Annotated in this window: 14 protein-coding genes; 9 read left to right on the top strand and 5 right to left on the bottom strand. The window is 68.7% G+C overall.

The window, feature by feature from the left end; genetic code table 11:
- Positions 1-5 precede the first annotated feature (5 nt).
- The 8 genes from DI005_RS17405 to DI005_RS17370 are packed head-to-tail and all read left to right on the top strand — an operon-like array spanning position 6 to position 9,318.
- On the top strand, positions 6-833 hold the full coding sequence (locus DI005_RS17405) for an ABC transporter ATP-binding protein (protein ID WP_112273667.1): 828 nt from the start codon (positions 6-8) through the stop codon (positions 831-833).
- Positions 830-1,639: an ABC transporter permease gene (locus tag DI005_RS17400; RefSeq protein WP_113642830.1), complete on the top strand. Its 810-nt coding sequence runs from the start codon at positions 830-832 to the stop codon at positions 1,637-1,639. Before DI005_RS17405 ends, DI005_RS17400 begins: the two co-directional genes overlap by 4 nt.
- The gene (locus DI005_RS17395; protein WP_113642829.1) at positions 1,636-2,403 is read left to right on the top strand and encodes an ABC transporter permease; all 768 of its coding nucleotides are present in this window, start codon (positions 1,636-1,638) and stop codon (positions 2,401-2,403) included. The genes DI005_RS17400 and DI005_RS17395 overlap by 4 nt, the downstream gene beginning before the upstream one ends.
- Positions 2,400-3,821, top strand: a complete 1,422-nt coding sequence (locus tag DI005_RS17390; protein WP_112273661.1) for an MmgE/PrpD family protein — start codon at positions 2,400-2,402, stop codon at positions 3,819-3,821. Before DI005_RS17395 ends, DI005_RS17390 begins: the two co-directional genes overlap by 4 nt.
- A gap of 16 nt (positions 3,822-3,837) precedes the next feature.
- A complete protein-coding gene (locus tag DI005_RS17385) occupies positions 3,838-5,358 on the top strand; it encodes a long-chain fatty acid--CoA ligase (protein WP_113642828.1) in 1,521 nt (506 codons plus the stop codon).
- Between the two features lie 60 nt (positions 5,359-5,418).
- Positions 5,419-6,819, top strand: a complete 1,401-nt coding sequence (locus DI005_RS17380; protein WP_112273657.1) for an MmgE/PrpD family protein — start codon at positions 5,419-5,421, stop codon at positions 6,817-6,819.
- On the top strand, positions 6,816-7,988 hold the full coding sequence (locus tag DI005_RS17375; protein ID WP_112273655.1) for a 2-methylaconitate cis-trans isomerase PrpF family protein: 1,173 nt from the start codon (positions 6,816-6,818) through the stop codon (positions 7,986-7,988). The genes DI005_RS17380 and DI005_RS17375 overlap by 4 nt, the downstream gene beginning before the upstream one ends.
- Before the next feature lie 55 nt (positions 7,989-8,043).
- Positions 8,044-9,318, top strand: a complete 1,275-nt coding sequence (locus DI005_RS17370; RefSeq protein ID WP_113642827.1) for an SLC13 family permease — start codon at positions 8,044-8,046, stop codon at positions 9,316-9,318.
- A gap of 278 nt (positions 9,319-9,596) precedes the next feature.
- Here the strand turns inward: DI005_RS17370 and DI005_RS17365 are convergent, their stop codons facing one another.
- Genes DI005_RS17365 through DI005_RS17355 form a run of 3 tightly spaced genes read right to left on the bottom strand, consistent with a single transcriptional unit; the run spans position 9,597 to position 11,547 of the window.
- A complete protein-coding gene (locus tag DI005_RS17365) occupies positions 9,597-10,136 on the bottom strand; it encodes a 2,4'-dihydroxyacetophenone dioxygenase family protein (protein WP_112273651.1) in 540 nt (179 codons plus the stop codon).
- 41 nt (positions 10,137-10,177) lie between these two features.
- Positions 10,178-10,951 (bottom strand): SDR family NAD(P)-dependent oxidoreductase, encoded by a 774-nt coding sequence (locus DI005_RS17360; RefSeq protein WP_112273649.1) that lies wholly within the window; start codon positions 10,949-10,951, stop codon positions 10,178-10,180.
- On the bottom strand, positions 10,948-11,547 hold the full coding sequence (locus DI005_RS17355; RefSeq protein ID WP_112273647.1) for a hypothetical protein: 600 nt from the start codon (positions 11,545-11,547) through the stop codon (positions 10,948-10,950). Before DI005_RS17355 ends, DI005_RS17360 begins: the two co-directional genes overlap by 4 nt.
- 161 nt (positions 11,548-11,708) lie before the next feature.
- Between DI005_RS17355 and DI005_RS17350 the strand changes: the two genes are divergently transcribed.
- On the top strand, positions 11,709-12,620 hold the full coding sequence (locus tag DI005_RS17350; protein ID WP_112273645.1) for a LysR family transcriptional regulator: 912 nt from the start codon (positions 11,709-11,711) through the stop codon (positions 12,618-12,620).
- A gap of 333 nt (positions 12,621-12,953) precedes the next feature.
- Here the strand turns inward: DI005_RS17350 and lipA are convergent, their stop codons facing one another.
- A complete protein-coding gene (gene lipA / locus DI005_RS17340; protein WP_113642826.1) occupies positions 12,954-13,967 on the bottom strand; it encodes a lipoyl synthase in 1,014 nt (337 codons plus the stop codon).
- Positions 13,968-14,291: 324 nt separating this feature from the next.
- Positions 14,292-15,473: a dihydrolipoamide acetyltransferase family protein gene (locus tag DI005_RS17335; RefSeq protein WP_199542901.1), complete on the bottom strand. Its 1,182-nt coding sequence runs from the start codon at positions 15,471-15,473 to the stop codon at positions 14,292-14,294.
- Positions 15,474-15,480: the final 7 nt, after the last annotated feature.

Raw genomic sequence — 15,480 nt, 5'->3', positions numbered from 1 at the left:
CGTCGATGACCACGCAGACGAAAGAAAAGCGCGACACCGTGCCCACCGCCCCGACGCCGATCGTGAACCTCGAAGGAGTCGAGCAGCACTTCGGACCCGTCCACGCACTCGGACCCGTCGACCTCACGATCGGGCGCGGCGAGTTCGTGTCGATCGTCGGGCCCAGCGGCTGCGGCAAGTCGACCCTGCTCGAGATCATCGGCGCCCTGCAGGACCCGGTGCGCGGCTCCGTCGAGGTGGACGGCGCACCGTTGACCGGTCCACGTCGGCGCACCGCGATCGTCTTCCAAGAGTCCGCGACACTGCCGTGGCGCACGGTCGTCGACAACGTCGCCTTCGCGCTCGAGGTGCGCGGCATCGGCCGCAAGGAGCGACGGGAACGCGCCAGGGAACTCGTCGAGCTCGTCGGACTGGCCGGCTTCGAGAACCACTACCCGGCACAGCTGTCGGGCGGCATGCGGCAACGCGTCGCCATGGCGCGCGCGATGTCCACCGACCCGGACCTCATCCTCGCCGACGAGCCGTTCGGCGCGCTCGACGAGCAGACCCGCATGCTGATGGCCGAGGAGCTGCTCCGTGTCGTCGGAAGGATCGGTTGCGGCGTCCTGTTCATCACGCACAGCATCCAGGAGTCCGTGCTGCTGTCGGACCGGGTGCTCGTGATGGGCCGTCGGCCGGGAACGTTCATCGACCAGGTCCTCATCGACCTGCCCCGCCCGCGCGTGCACGCCGCACTGTCCGAACCGTCCGCCACCGCCGCTCAGGAGCGTATCTGGGCGCAGATTCGCGCCGAGGCCGAGGTGGCGATGGTGGCGACGAGGAGCAAATCGTGAAAGCACGCTCGTCCGTCGTCCCGTCCTACGTGCGACCGACTCCGCGTCGGGTCGCCGGCCTTCCTTCCCCGGCGTGGACGCTCGTTCTCGTCGTCGGACTCGTCGTGGCCATCGAGCTGTACGCCCGATCGGGCGCCGTCTCGCGGCTTGATCTCATCCCGGTCAGCGAGATGGTCTCCCGATCGGTCGAGCTGCTCGGTGATCGCGACTTCGTGGTCGGCGCACTGCTCCGCAGCGTCCTGCTCATCTGCGCGAGTTTCACAGCCTCGGCGGTCGCCGGGGTGGCCGTCGGGTACGCGATGGCCCGATCCCGTTGGGTGCACCGCGCCGTAAAGCCGTACGTCAACGTGTTCTACGCGCTCCCGATCTTCGCGCTGTACCCGGTGATGGTCGTGATGTTCGGGACCGGCGTCGTCCCGATCATCCTGCTGGCCACGTTGTTCAGTGTCGTGATCGTCATATCCAACGCGCTGGTCGGGTTCGAGTCGGCACCGCCAATCGTCACCAAGCTCGCGCGGTCGCTCGAGATGTCTCGGTCACAGCAGCTGCGCAAGATACTGCTGCCCTCGGCGCTGCCGGACATTCTCGCGGGATTGAAGCTGGGCCTGGCTTACGCGATCATCGCCGTCCTCGCGACCGAGTTCATCCTCGCCACCACCGGGCTCGGCCAGGTGGTCAATCGGGCCTACAACAACTTCAACACGGTCGACATGTACGCCGGCATCGTCTTCGTCAGCGTCTTCGCACTGCTCGCGAACCTCACACTCGGTGCCGCGCTGAACGCGTTCGACTGGAGGCGGCGATGAGCGCGCGTCGCGCCGGCGGTCCCGCGTGGGTCCCACCGCTCGTCCTGGCCGCCGCGATCGTGGTGGTGTGGACGGTGACGGCGGCACTGGCCGACAGCGCCGTCTATCCCGGACCCGGCCAGGCCCTGGAGAGCCTGCGAGCGGACATCGGCGACACCCGGTTCATGGGCAGTGTCGCCGACACCGCTCGCGTGCTGCTCCTCTCGTACGCCGCGGCGATCGGTGTGGGTGCGATCACCGGCATGCTGCTCGGGCTCAGCGCGTTCTGGTCGAGGGCCGCCCTTCCGGTGGTGTACGCGCTCAACAGCGTTCCCAAGATCGTCCTGTATCCGATCTTCCTGCTGTTCCTTGGCATCGGAGACCTCAGCAGAGGATCCTTCGCGTTCGTTTCGGGAGTGCTCCCGATGTTCCTGATCATGGTGGAGGCGACCGCCGGGGTGAGCCGGCTGCATCTGAAGATGTCGGCCAGCCTCGGCATGTCGCGATGGTCCCTGCTGCGGCGGATCGTGGTGCCGAGCGTTCTGCCGTCCCTCGCATCGGGTATGCGCCTGTGCTTCGGTCTCACCTTGATCGGCCTGTTGCTCGCCGAGATGTTCTCCGGGTCCTCCGGACTGGGCTATGAGCTGCTGCGCAACCTGTCGCTGGCGCGAGTCGAGAACATCATCGGCCAGGTCATCCTGATCGGTGTCCTCGCGCTCGTCCCGACGCTGGCTCTGCAGCAGCTGGAGCTTCGCATCCGCAACCGTTACGAGGTGATCGCGTGACCACCGACCCGACCGATCCCCAGGGCGTGACCGGCCGGCTGGCGACTTGGATCGCGGAGCTGCGGTACGACGACATCCCGGAGGTCGTGCGCGAGCGAGCGCGGCACCTCCTGCTCGACGGGCTCGTGTGCGCGCTAGTGGGCGCCCGCCTCCCGTGGTCCGAGCGAGCCGTCGGTGCCGTGCTGGGCCTCGAGGGCGCGGGCGATGTCCCGGTTCTGGGATGGGGCCTCACCACTTCCGCGTCCGCGGCCTGTCTGTTGAACGGCACCTTCATCCAGGGCTTCGAACTGGACGACTACCACGTGCGCGCGCCGTTGCACAGCAACTCGCTGGTAGTCCCGAGCGCGGTCAGCACACTTACGACCCTCGGTCGGAAGGCCTCGGGGCGGCAGCTGCTCACGGCGTTGGTCGCCGGTTACGAGGTCGGTCCACGGGTGGGTTTGGCGCTGCACGGCGCCGAGATGCTCTCGCGCGGCTGGCACTCCGGCGCGGTCTTCGGCACCCACGCGAGCGCCGCGACCTCGGCGTGGTTACGACGCCTCGACGCGGCGCGCATCGAGGACGCCCTCGGACTGGCCGCAACCCAGTCCGCGGGATTGATGGCCGCCCAGTACGAAGCCATGTCCAAGCGGATGCACCACGGCTTCTCCTCCCGCAACGGCCTCTACGCGGCGGCACTCGCGGAGGCCGGCTACACCGGGATCAAACGGGTGTACGAGCGCGAGTACGGCGGCTTCCTGGCCACGTTCGGCGAAGGACACAGCCCCCGTGCGGACCTGATCACCGACGGGCTGGGCCAGGAGTGGGTGCTGATGGACACCGGTGTTAAGGCCTACGCCGCGATGGCCGCCACCCATGCCTCCATCGACTGTGCACTGGAGGCCAGAGCGCGCGGAATCTCGGCTGACGACATCCGGTCCATCTCGGTAGAGGTGTCCCACGCGGCCTACCACCACGGCTGGTGGCAGCCCGAGCCTCCGCTGGAGACCATCGGCGCCCAGATGAACATCGGCTACGCCGTCTCGGTGGCGCTGCTCGACGGCCGGGTCCTCGCCGAGCAGTTCACCCGCGACCGGATCTCCGCCGACGACGTCTGGGCATTGCTGCGCCGGATCGAGGTCCACCACCGCGCGGACTTCGACCGCCCCGACGACCGCTTCCGAACCCGCATGCGGCTGACGTTGCACAGCGGTGACACCGTGGAGATCGAGGTCGACGGCCCCCTGGGCGGACCCACGCGACCGCTGCCCAACCGCGATGTGGTGGCGAAGGCACGCCGCCTCGCCGAGTCGATCGACATCGCGGAACGGTGGCAGCGCATCGAACACCTGGTGCTCAACCTCGAATCCCTGCCGGACGCTTCCGTTCTGGTCGACGACCTCGCCGCGAGCGTACCCGCGCTGCCCGTGACGCTCTGACCTCGAGAGGACTCCCATGGCGAACCTCGCCGCCCTGCTGGGCTCGGCCGCCGAGAAGCACCCCGAACGCACGGCGATAGTGCTGGGCGCCGGCCGGCTCTCCTATGCCCAGCTCGACGGGGCATCGAACCAGGTCGCGAACCTGCTTGTCTCCCACGGAGTGCGTCCGGGCGACAAGGTCGCGTTGTCGTGCCCCAATCTGCCGTATTTCACGATCATCTACTTCGGAATCCTCAAGGCAGGTGCCGCGGTCGTGCCGCTGAACGTGCTGCTGAAGCCGCGCGAGATCGCCTATCACCTCGACGACTCCGACGCCGTCGCGTACTTCGCGTTCGAGGGCACAACGGACCTCCCTATCGGCGAGGCCGCCGCGAAGGCGTTCGACGAGACTGATGGCTGCCGTTCGCTGTTCGTCGTGCCCGCCGCGGCGACCGGGCTGCCGTGGGCGGACCAGCCTGCCGACTTCGAGACGGTCGACGTCGAGGACGACGACACCGCGGTGATCCTCTACACGTCCGGCACCACCGGTCAGCCGAAGGGCGCGGAGCTGCGGCACCGCAACATGCGCGACAACGCGCTGGCCGGCAAGGATCTGTTCGCCGCCGACATGGAGAATCCCGACACGTACCTGTGCGTGCTGCCGCTTTTCCACTCGTTCGGGCAGACGGTCATCCAGAATGGTGCGATCGCCTTTGGCGGCACCATCGTCATGCTGCCGCGGTTCGACGCGCGGGCTGCACTCGACGTGATGATCGAGGAGACCGTGACCTTCTTCGCGGGCGTTCCGACCATGTACTGGGGTCTGCTGGGTGCGCTCGACGACGGTGTGGACGTGTCGGCGCTGGCCGCCAACCTGCGCGTGGCGGTGGCCGGCGGCTCGGCGTTGCCGGGTGAGGTGCACAAGGACTTCAAGACCAGGTTCGGCGTGACGATCCTCGAGGGCTACGGCTTGTCGGAGACGTCACCGGTGGCGTCGTTCTCGGTCTACGGACAGGAACCGCGCGTCGGGTCGATCGGCGTCCCGATCCCGGGCGTCGAAATGAGGCTGATCAACGACGACTGGTCCGACGTGCCCGACGACCCGGACGCTATCGGCGAGATCGCGATCAAAGGCCACAACGTCATGAAGGGCTACCATCGCCGGCCCGAAGCGACCCACGAAGCGATCAGGAACGGCTGGTTCCGCACCGGGGATTTGGCCAAAAAGGACACTGATGGGTACTACTACATCGTCGACCGTGCCAAGGACATGATCATTCGAGGCGGCTTCAACGTGTACCCGCGGGAGATCGAGGAGCTGCTGATGACGCACCCGGCGGTCTCTCTGGTCGCGGTCATCGGTGTCCCGCACGACTCCCACGGCGAGGAGATCAAGGCCGTCGTCGTCAAGCACTCGGACCACGACGACGTCACTGAGGACGACATCGTGGCGTGGGCCGAGGAGCACCTCGCGGCGTACAAGTACCCGCGCCTGGTCGAGTTCCGCGACACCCTCCCGATGACCGCCACCGGCAAGATCCTCAAGCGGGAGATCTGACCGTCGGCTGGACTCCGACGCCACCCGGCCTGACTCGGACTCGAAGGAGAGGCCGTTCCCATGACCATGTTCCCCGCCAACGTGACCACCTCGTCCGCGACGGAGGCGCTCGCGCGGTTCGCCGTCGCGACCGATGTGGACCATGCGCCGGACGCGCTCAGGCCCCGCCTGCGCGGCCTGTTCCTCGATCACATCGGCATCGCGGCCTTCGCGGCCGCGCGGTCCGAGAGCAGTCCCGCCGTGCGGGCCGCCGTCGACCAGCTCGACCCGGGTGGAGGGCAAGCCACGGTGATCGGCGTGAACCGGCGGTACAGCCTGCCCTACGCGGCGTTCCTGAACGGTGTGCACGCGCATTCGCTGGACCTGGATGACACCAACCGGGCGCAGACCGGACATCCCGGTGTCGCGATCTTTCCCGCCGCTGTCGCCGAAGCAGAACGGCTCGACGTGGACGGCCGCGCGTTTCTGGACGCGGTCGCCGTCGGGTACGAGGTGTGCTGCCGGATCGGCGCGGCGCTGACCGCACGCGCCTACGAGCGGGGCTTCCACATCACGGCCGTGTCCGGCGTCTTCGGCGCCGTCGCCGCCGTGGCGAGACTGCGCGGGTTCGACGCCGAGACCACGGCTTCGGCTTTCGGTCTCGCGTTGAGCAGGGCGGCAGGTAGCATGCAGTACCTGTCCAACGGGGCGTGGAACAAGCGACTCCATCCCGGTTTCCTCGCGCACGATGCGCTGACGTGTGCCACGCTGGCGGAGGCGGGTGTGCGCGGAGCCGACAGCGCGTTCGAGGGGCGATACGGCCTGCTGGCGGGATACACCGAGAGAGCGGAGCCTGAGGCACTCACCGACGGCCTCGGAACAAACTGGCTGCTGCTCGACACCGCCGTCAAGCCCTACCCTTCCTGCAGGCTCACCCACGGTGCCATCGACGCCGCGCTCGCGCTGCGCGACACCGTCGCAGAGAAGGAGCGCGCCGAGGCGGCACTCGATGTCGGAGTGCCGGCGACCGCCATGACGATCGTCGGCGAGCACGGCCCCACGAAACTCAGGCCACGGAGCATTGTGGACGCCCAGTTCAGCATCTACTTCCAGGTCGCGTGCGCATGGCTCGACGGTCGCGTGGACTGGGCGAGCTACGAGCGCCTCGCCGATCCGGCAGTGGCCGCGATGATGGATCGGATCGCGGTGGACGTGGATGATGCCGTCCCGAACGGTGGCGGCACGCTGACCGTCCATTCCGGAGATCAGAGCTTCTCGCGGACGGTGTCCGTGCCGCTCGGCGAGCCCGAGAACTGGATCGGTGACGACATGCTCTCCGACAAGTTCCGTTCGCTTGCCGGACACGTCTTCGAGCCCGCCCATGCGGCGGGCATCGCGGACGGCGTGCTCGGCCTTTCGCCGGGATCTTCCATGCGCGCGCTCGTTCGTTCGCTCGCGGCGCAGGGGAGGGCAGCGGCATGACCACGGCAAATGTGGTACCGGACCAGCTGACCGTCCGATGTGTGCTGATGCGGGGAGGAACGAGCAAGGGACTGTACTTTCACGAGGCCGACCTTCCGGCCCCTGGCGCAGGCCGGGACGCGGTGCTCGCCCGTGTGATGGGATCACCGGACCCCCTCCAGATCGACGGCCTGGGTGGGTCCCGGCCGATCACGTCGAAGCTCGCGATCGTCGCACGGTCCGAACGCGCCGACGCCGACGTCGACTACACCTTCGGTCAGGTCGAAATCGAACGTGCCGCGGTCGTCTACTCCGGGAACTGCGGAAACATCTCTGCCGGGGTCGGTCCGTTCGCGATCGACGAAGGCCTCGTCACGGCGGCGGAGGGGGTCACACCGGTGCGGATCCACAACACCAACACCGGTGTCGTGATGACCGCATACGTGCCCGTCCAGGCCGGGAAGGCCAGGGTCCTCGGCGATTTCGCCATCCCGGGAGTGCCGGGTACAGGCGCTGAGATCGTCATGGACTGGGCTCGCACGGTGGGGGCCAAGACAGGCGCACTGCTGCCCACCGGCAGAGCGGTCGACGACATCGTGCTCGAGAGCGGTTCCGTGGTCCGCGCCACGATCTGCGATGTCGGGAACCCGTGCGTCTGGATACCGGCGGCCGACGTAGGCCTCGACGGGAGCGAGCTCGCCGACCGGATCGACGGAGACTCCGCGCTGGTCGATGCGGTCCGCGAGATTCGTGGCAAGGCGGCGGTGCGGATCGGCCTGTGCGCGGACTGGCGCAGCGTCGACGACCAGTCGCCAGGACTGCCCATGGTAGGGCTCGTCGCCGCACCGGCCGGCTACCGCACACTGAGCGGCACCGTTTCCGAGGGCGGCGACATGGACCTGCGAGTCCGGCTGATCTTCATGAACCGGCTACACGAGAGCATCGCGGGAACCGCTTCGGTGTGCCTCGCCGCGGCCTCCCGCGTCAGCGGATCCGTCGTGAGCGCAGTTGCCACACAGCGCCGCCGTGACACCATCCTCATCGGCCACCCTTCCGGCATCACTCCCGCCCGCGTCACCGCCCATGCGATCCGGCGGCCACCGTACGTTTCCTTCGACCTCCTCGGCTTCAGCCGGACCGCACGTCGCCTCATGGACTGCGCCGCCTACTACCCGTATCCGGCTCCGTAACACCACAGACTTTCCGATCCCAGCCAACCACCGCCGCTTCGCTCGGGAGATCGCCATGCCCACAGCGTTTCTGTCCATCGGCGTGCTCGCCGCAGTCCTCGCCCTCGCCACGGTCCGTCCGATCAACATGGGCGTGCTCGGGCTCGTCGCCGCCTTCGTCGTGGGCAGTCTCGCCGGGGGCGAGTCACCCGACGACGTGCTGGCCTCCTTCCCCGCAGACCTGTTCGTCGTTCTCGTCGGCGTCACCTACCTGTTCGCCATCGCCAAGAACAACGGCACCGTCCAATGGCTCGTCGATGCGACCTTCCGGCTCGCGGGTGGCCGCACGACGGTGATCCCGTGGGCGTTTTTCCTGTTGTCGACCGCGATCTGCGGCATTGGCGCGCTACCTCCCGCCGTGGGCGCGATTCTCATGCCGATCGCGATGAGCTTTGCCGCGGCGCACGGTATCCGGCCGCTGCTCGTGAGCATTCTCATCGGGCTCGGGTCGACCGCGGGCTCGTTCGCTCCCACCGGCCTGCTCGGCATCATCGTCCACGGTGTGCAGGAGGACAATCAGCTGGCGACCGATCCGCTCATACTGTTCGCCAGCACGTTCCTCATCGGCACAGCCGTCGCCGTGGCCACCTTCCTGCTCCTCGCCCGGCGCCAGAAGAGCACGGCCGTTCGGCCAGGAAAGGTCCGCGCACAGGACGGCCCAGGTGCGGCCACCGTGCCGTCGACGTCCACGTTCCTCACCCTGCAGCAGGGCCTGACACTGCTCGGCTTCGTAGTGCTGACCATCGGCGCGCTCGTTCTCGACCTCGATATCGGCTTCCTGGCACTGACCGTGGCGGCAGTCCTCGCGCTGGCGTTCCCCGCGGCAAGCCGTACCGCCGTCAAGGAGGTCAGCTGGGACATCATCCTGCTGGTGGCGGGAATCCTGACTTACGTCGGTGTACTCCAGCGAAACGGAACCATCGACTGGCTCGGCGCGTCCGTCGCCACGGTCGACTCACCGCTGCTCGCAGCGCTGCTCATCTGCCTCATCGGGGCGGTGGTCTCCGCCTTCGCCTCCACGACGGGCATCCTCGGTGCCGTCATCCCGCTCACCGTGCCGCTGGTCGCCACAGGGGAGATCGGTGCGATCGGATTCGTTGCCGCGCTGGCGATCTCCTCGTCGCTCGTGGACGTGTCCCCCTTCTCGACCGGTGGCGCCATCGCGATGGCCAACGCGCCTGAGACCGAGCGCCACGTCGTCTACCGCGGCCTGCTCAGGTTCGCGGGCGCGATGGCGATCGCGGGCCCACTGCTCAGCTGGTCGATTCTCGTCGCGCCCGGATGGCTGTGACCTCTTCTGGGCGCGGCCTTGTCGATCAACGGTGTGTCGACCGCGGTGGGGTGCCGCGAGCTCACGCGGACCCGGTGCCGCTCCGGCCTCGGCGGCGAGGGCCCGCATCAGACCGGTCATGGCAGGTGCATCGTGAGCGCGGGAGACGCTGCCCGATCTGCGCGCAACGATCGAGCAGCGCCGCCTGCGCTCCCTCCTCGGCGAACCGGACCGTGTGCGAGCAGCCCAGGCCCCGTGCGGCGCCGGTGCTCAGCGCGACCCGCCCGCCAGCCGCCCGGTCACCGCTGTGCCTCGCCGTGCATGTCGAGCGACGGGTCGGTGGCGTAGTCGACGACCTGGGTGAGCGCGACGGCGTTGTTGTCGCGTGCCATGTAGTAGTGCAGACGGGCGTCGGCGACGACCCCGAGCTGCCCATCGGGCAGGTAGCCGGCGATGGGCCCCTCGACGAACGCCAGCATGGTGGTCCCCTCGGGGGCGATCGGCTGGTGGACGGCGCCGGCGACCTCGCAGGTGTAGGTACCGGTGCGGCCTGGATCGTCCTGGTGGTAGTGGAAACCACCGTCGAGGATGTATGCCTGAACGTTGCCCATGTGCCAGTGCGGGGTGGCCTGCACCCCGGGGTCCACCTCCAGGATCACCGTGAAGCTGCCGCTGACGAGGTTGGCGTACAGCAGTTTGAAGCGCGTCCCGGGCATGAGCCAATCGGTCCATGGGATGTCGGCGGGATCGACGAACTCCTTCCGGGAGCCCTTGGGCGTGATGCCCGGATTGGTCATCCAGAACGCCGGGCCGGCGGGAGCGGGGACGGTGCTGGTCATCGGTGCTGCCTCTCTTCCGTTGCTGTTGCAGGGGTGCGGGTTCAGGTGAGGACGACGCCTCCGTCGACCGCGATGGTCTGGCCGGTCACGTTCGCGGCGCGATCGGAGAGCAGGAACGCCACCATCTCGCCGATGTCCTCGGGGGTTTGAGGTCTGCGCATGGGCACCATCGATTCGACGAAACCGGCGAAGATCTTGTCGGCGGATGAGCCGGCATGGGCGGGGTCGTTGGCCAGGAGCCATTCGCTGGTCTTCTGCCACATGTCGGTCCAGATCAGGCCGGGCATCACGGCGTTGGCGCGCAGGCCGGTCGGCGCCCCGACCCGGGAGACCACGTGGGTCAGCTCGATCACCGCGGCCTTGGAGGGGCCGTAGTCGGCCAGGACCTCCATGCCGAGGCGGGCACCGATCGAGGCGATGTTGACGATCGCCCCTGGTCTGCCGTCACGCCGCCGGAGCAGCTCCTGGCAGGCGAGGAAGGTGCCACGGGTGTTCACCGCGAAGGTGTGGTTCCACTGTTGCTCGGTCAGTTCGGTGAAGGGCACGAACATCCCGACCCCTGCGACGTTGGCCAGCGCGGTGACCTCGCCGAGTTGCTCCTCGGCGGTGGTGAACGCGGCCTGCACGGAGGCTCGCTCGCTGACGTCGCAGGTGGTGTGCGCGACCCTGGCGCCATCCGCGGCCAGCTTCGAGGCGACCTCATTCAGCCGCCCCGCATCGACGTCGGTCAGCAACACCGCGTGCTCCTCGGCGAGGCGGGCCGCGATCGCGGCGCCGAGTCCACCGGCGGCGCCGGTGACCAGCGCGACGCTCACGGCAGGACCTTGTCGATCTCCGGAGCGAGCAGCTCCGCGGCGCGTTCGGCGGTGATGATGTCGGCCGGGTCCGGCTTGGTGATCTCGCGGGACGCGCCGTCCTCGTACACGTGCTCCCCGATCAGCCGGCACCGCTCGTCGTACGGCCATACGAACGCCATGGTGCGCTTGAGCAGGTACATCTCGCTCGGGTCCTCGCCGGCGCGCACGTTGCTGAAGGCGCTCTCGCCGAGCATGGGCGCCGGGACGAACGCCTTGAACACGACCTCACCGGAGAAGCCGTGGTCGTTGACCGCGATGTCCTGGTCGGCCACCCACATGACCATGGCGTTGGCGGCCAGCAGCGACTCGTAGAACGCCGTCACCTCCGCCATCCCGTCCAGCACGATCGACTGGCCGCCCTCGTGCAGCCGGTACTGCGGGTGCTCAACGGTCATGTCCGGTGCCAGCAGCTCGCGATAGCGCCCGGCCACCTCCAGCAGGCCGTGGCGCCGGTAGTTCTTCAGAATCGCGCGGTGGCGGGGGTTGTCGATGCTCTCGAGCTGCTTCTCCAGCCCGGCGAACATCGTGACGAACTCCTGCTCGTAACGGCTCATGTCGCGGTACCTCCGTCGTTGGTGGTGACCTAGAGGCTGTCCCCGCGCATCGGTAGCGTCCAGGACAAACTGCGCCCAACGCGTTAACCATTCGGTTATCGTGCCCGGTCCGAGCACTTCACAACCCATGTCATGGGACACTGGTCACGAGAGGAGTCGGTGTGGACCTGAACCTGCATCTCGTGCGTTACCTCGCAGCCGTGGTCGACGAAGGTCACTTCGGCCGCGCGGCCGCCAGGCTCTTCGTCAGCGGACCGGCGCTGAGCAAGCAGATCCGCACGCTCGAGCGCAAGCTCGGTGTCGAGCTCATCGACCGCAGCGCCCATCCTGTCGTTCCCACCGAAGCAGGCCGGCGATTCCTCTCCGAGGCACGCACGGCACTGGCCGCGGCCGACCGGGCCGTTGCCGCCATCGAGGCCTACCGTCGCGACCTCCACGGCGTCCTACGGCTTGGCTTCATGAGCGCCGCCACCGGCACACACACCCGCCGAATCCTCGACCTGCTGCAACGCGATGCCCCCGCCGTGACCGTCCAGCTCACGCAGCTGCCCTGGCACGAGCAAGCGACAGCGGTCCGCGACAGAACCGTCGACGCCGCGCTCGTGCGTCCCCCGATCGCCGATACCGACGGGCTCCGACTCGATGTGGTGCGTCACGAGCCCCGTGTGGTCGCGCTCCCGATCGGCCATCGGCTGGCCACGCGTGCCACGGTCGTCCTGGCCGACCTCGACGGCGAGCCTCACGTCACCGACGACAAGAGTGACGAACAGTGGGTGCGATGGTGGGCCTGCGACCCACGCCCCAGCGGAGAGCCCGTCCGCTACGGACCCACTGTGCACACCATGGACGAACTCCTCGAGGTCGTCGCACGCGGCGAGGCGATCGCGATCACCGGTGGTTCCGTCGTGGACAGCTACCGGCACCCCGGCGTCGTGTTCATTCCGGTCACCGATGTCGAGCCCTGCCCCATCTCTCTTTGCACCCGTGACGAAGAGCAGTCCGCGTTGATTGCCGCACTGCGCCGCACCACACGCGCCGTACGGGAGGCCTTCGAAGTCACCACCGGGGCATGACGCGGGGGCACGTCGTGAGGGCGGCGGTTCTCCGGCGAGCCGGTGCCGGTTCCGGTCCGTCCGCCGCGCTGACGGACAGGGGATGCCGTCGCGGTTGAGCCCGCTGGCAAGCGCGCGGTCCCCGTTGCCGTCGGGACACCCGGCGAAGATGCGGCGCGCGACCTCGGCGGGATGGTTCGTCGATCGCGAGCACGCGCAGCCGATACCGCTCGGCGGCTTCGCGCGGGTCCGGACGCGCGCCGCCGTCGGCCAAGGTCTCGACCTGCATGGCGGCCGTCTACCGTTCGAAACCATCGACCACCCTTCGGACTCGCTCTCCGCAGCGGCCCTGTGTCATGGGATGCGTGGGTCGAGCTGTCCGCCCGGTTCCTGGAACAAAGGTCGATCCGAGGGACCATCAGCTCTCGTGCTGAGGGTCGAGGTCGCGGATGCCCGCCGGGACACGGACTGGGCGTAGAGCCGTCCGGCCCGATACGACGAGCGGACCAGCGGCCCGGCCAGCACGCCGGCGAACCCGATCTCCTCGGCCGTCGTCATGTGCTCGACGAACTCCTCGGGCCTGACCCAGCGCTCGACGGGGTGGTGCCTTGCGGACGGTCGCAGGTACTGCGAGATGGTGACGATCTCGCAGCCGGCTTCCCGCAGGTCGCGCAGCGCGCCGGTCACCTCGTCCGGGGTCTCGCCCATCCCGAGCATGAGGTTCGACTTGGTGACCAGCCCAGCCGCGTTCGCCTTGGTCAGCACCTCGAGGGACCCTTCGTACCGGAAGGCGGGCCGGATGCGGTGGAAGAGCCGCGCCACGGTGTCGAGGTTGTGCGCCAGCACCTCGGGCCGCGAGCCGAAGACCGGCCCGAGCCGGTCGTCGCGGCATTGGAAGTCCGGGATGAGCAGTTCGACGCCGGTGCCGGGATTCAATGCGTGGATCTGACGCACGGTCTCGGCGTAAAGCCAGGAGCCGCCGTCATCGAGGTCGTCGCGGGCGACACCGGTGACGGTGGAATAGCGCAACCTCATCCGCCGCACGGATTCAGCCACGCGGCGGGGCTCGTCGCGGTCGAGTTCGGCGGGCTTGCCGGTGTCGATCTGACAGAAGTCGCAGCGCCGGGTGCACTGCTCGCCACCGATCAGGAACGTGGCCTCGCGGTCCTCCCAGCACTCGTAGATGTTGGGACAGCCGGCCTCCTCGCACACCGTGTGCAGGCCGCCGGAACGGACCAGCCCCTTGAGCTCCGTGTACTGCGGGCCGGTCCGCGCGCGGGTCCGGATCCAGGACGGCTTGCGCCCGATCGGGGTCTCGCTGTTACGGACCTCGAGGCGAAGCAACCTGCGGCCGTGGGCGTTCGTCATCGTGGGATCTCCGTTCGTCCGGACACGGGCGTGGTCGAAGGCCGCGCAGAAGGCCGCGTCAACCAATAAGGTCATCGTGATGTCCTGCAACCCGCAGGCGGTGAGGCACGGAACATGGACAGGGCGAACCCGGAAGTGGTGAGCTTCCGGCTCATCCGCGACCCGGCGGTGGCGAGCTTCGTGACGGGGGCGTTCGCACACCGGTCAGGCCCGGCTCCCCGGGCGGGTTGTCGCGTCGCCGGGTGGCGAATCCCGGGCGCCCAGGCGCGGGGATCGATGCGCTCCAGTGTCGGCGAGGTGGTACTGGACACTATTCGGCTCCACTCAGGCGATGACGCTCAACGGGTTTTCGAGTAGGCCGGTGAGCGTGGCCAGGAACTGACCGGCCAGGGCGCCGTCGATGATGCGGTGGTCGGCGGTGAGCGTGTAGCGCATGCGCGGGCGCGCCGGGGCGTCCGGCGAGCCGAGAACGTCGGTCGCGGCGCCGACGGCGAGGATCGCGCCCTGGGGCGGGTTGATGATGGCGGTGAACTGCTCCACCCCGAACATGCCGAGGTTGCTGACCGTGAACGTCCCGTCCGCCATGTCGGCCGGGGTCAGCGAGCGGTCGGCGGCTCGGCCGGCGAGGTCGCGTGCCCGTGCCGCGATGGTGGAGACCGGCGTCCGGTCGGCGTCCCGGATCACGGGGACCATCAGCCCGCTCGGTGAGGACACGGCGATCCCGACGTGCACCCTGCTGTGGAGCACGGTCTCACCCCGTCCGGCCGGGGAGTAGGAGGCGTTGATCCCCGGGTGGACCCGCAACGCGAGCGCCACGGCGCGGACGACGAGATCGTTGACGGTCACCTTCCCCGACCCCGCCGCGTCCAGGGCCTCGTTGAGGCGGGCCCGCAGGCTGAGGAGAGCTTCGACATCGGCGGACGCCGTCGCGGTGAACGTCGGAGTTGTCGTCGCGCTCTGGGTGAGCCGACTCGCCAGCGCGTGGCGGACGGCGTCGAACGGCATCCTCGTGGATGCCGGATCGCTGTCGGGTTCGGCCGGACTCGGGGCCGGGGGTGAGGTGTCCGTGCTGGGACTCGCGCGCAGGGCGTCCTCGATGTCCGCACGCACGATCCTTCCGCCAGGCCCGGTTCCGGTGACGGTGGTGAGGTCGATCCCGTGCTCACGAGCGAGCCTGCGCACGAGGGGGGTGGCCACCAGGCGTCCGGTCTCTGCCGCTCGGCTGGACTCATCGGCCGGGCGGTCCCCGGGCGGGGCCGCCGGTCCGCCGTTGCCGTCGTCGAGCCGGGCGATCGGTGACCCGATAGGGGCGGCGCTGCCCGCGGGCACGAGGATCTCCGCGAGCGTGCCGTCCTGGTAGGCCTCGAACTCCATGATCGCTTTGTCGGTCTCGATCTCGGCGAGGATCTGCCCGGCGTTGACCCGGTCACCGGGGCTCTTGTGCCACGAGGAGATGACGCCCTCCTCCATGGTGTCGGACAGGCGCGGCATCAGAATGTCGATCATCGTGCTC

It is taken from the genome of Prauserella sp. PE36, from assembly GCF_003311655.1.
GTDB classification, from domain to species: Bacteria; Actinomycetota; Actinomycetes; order Mycobacteriales; family Pseudonocardiaceae; genus Prauserella_A; species Prauserella_A endophytica.
Note: the sequence above shows the minus strand (reverse complement) of the source record. Positions and strands in the feature narration are given on the sequence as shown.

Coding starts and splice junctions, on each gene's coding strand:
- DI005_RS17405 (WP_112273667.1), top strand. CDS start 6: ATGACCACGCAGACGAAAGAAAAGCGCGACACCGTGCCCACCGCCCCG.
- DI005_RS17395 (WP_113642829.1), top strand. CDS start 1,636: ATGAGCGCGCGTCGCGCCGGCGGTCCCGCGTGGGTCCCACCGCTCGTC.
- DI005_RS17385 (WP_113642828.1), top strand. CDS start 3,838: ATGGCGAACCTCGCCGCCCTGCTGGGCTCGGCCGCCGAGAAGCACCCC.
- DI005_RS17380 (WP_112273657.1), top strand. CDS start 5,419: ATGACCATGTTCCCCGCCAACGTGACCACCTCGTCCGCGACGGAGGCG.
- DI005_RS17375 (WP_112273655.1), top strand. CDS start 6,816: ATGACCACGGCAAATGTGGTACCGGACCAGCTGACCGTCCGATGTGTG.
- DI005_RS17370 (WP_113642827.1), top strand. CDS start 8,044: ATGCCCACAGCGTTTCTGTCCATCGGCGTGCTCGCCGCAGTCCTCGCC.
- DI005_RS17365 (WP_112273651.1), bottom strand. CDS start 10,136: ATGACCAGCACCGTCCCCGCTCCCGCCGGCCCGGCGTTCTGGATGACC.
- DI005_RS17355 (WP_112273647.1), bottom strand. CDS start 11,547: ATGAGCCGTTACGAGCAGGAGTTCGTCACGATGTTCGCCGGGCTGGAG.
- lipA (WP_113642826.1), bottom strand. CDS start 13,967: ATGACGAACGCCCACGGCCGCAGGTTGCTTCGCCTCGAGGTCCGTAAC.
- DI005_RS17335 (WP_199542901.1), bottom strand. CDS start 15,473: ATGATCGACATTCTGATGCCGCGCCTGTCCGACACCATGGAGGAGGGC.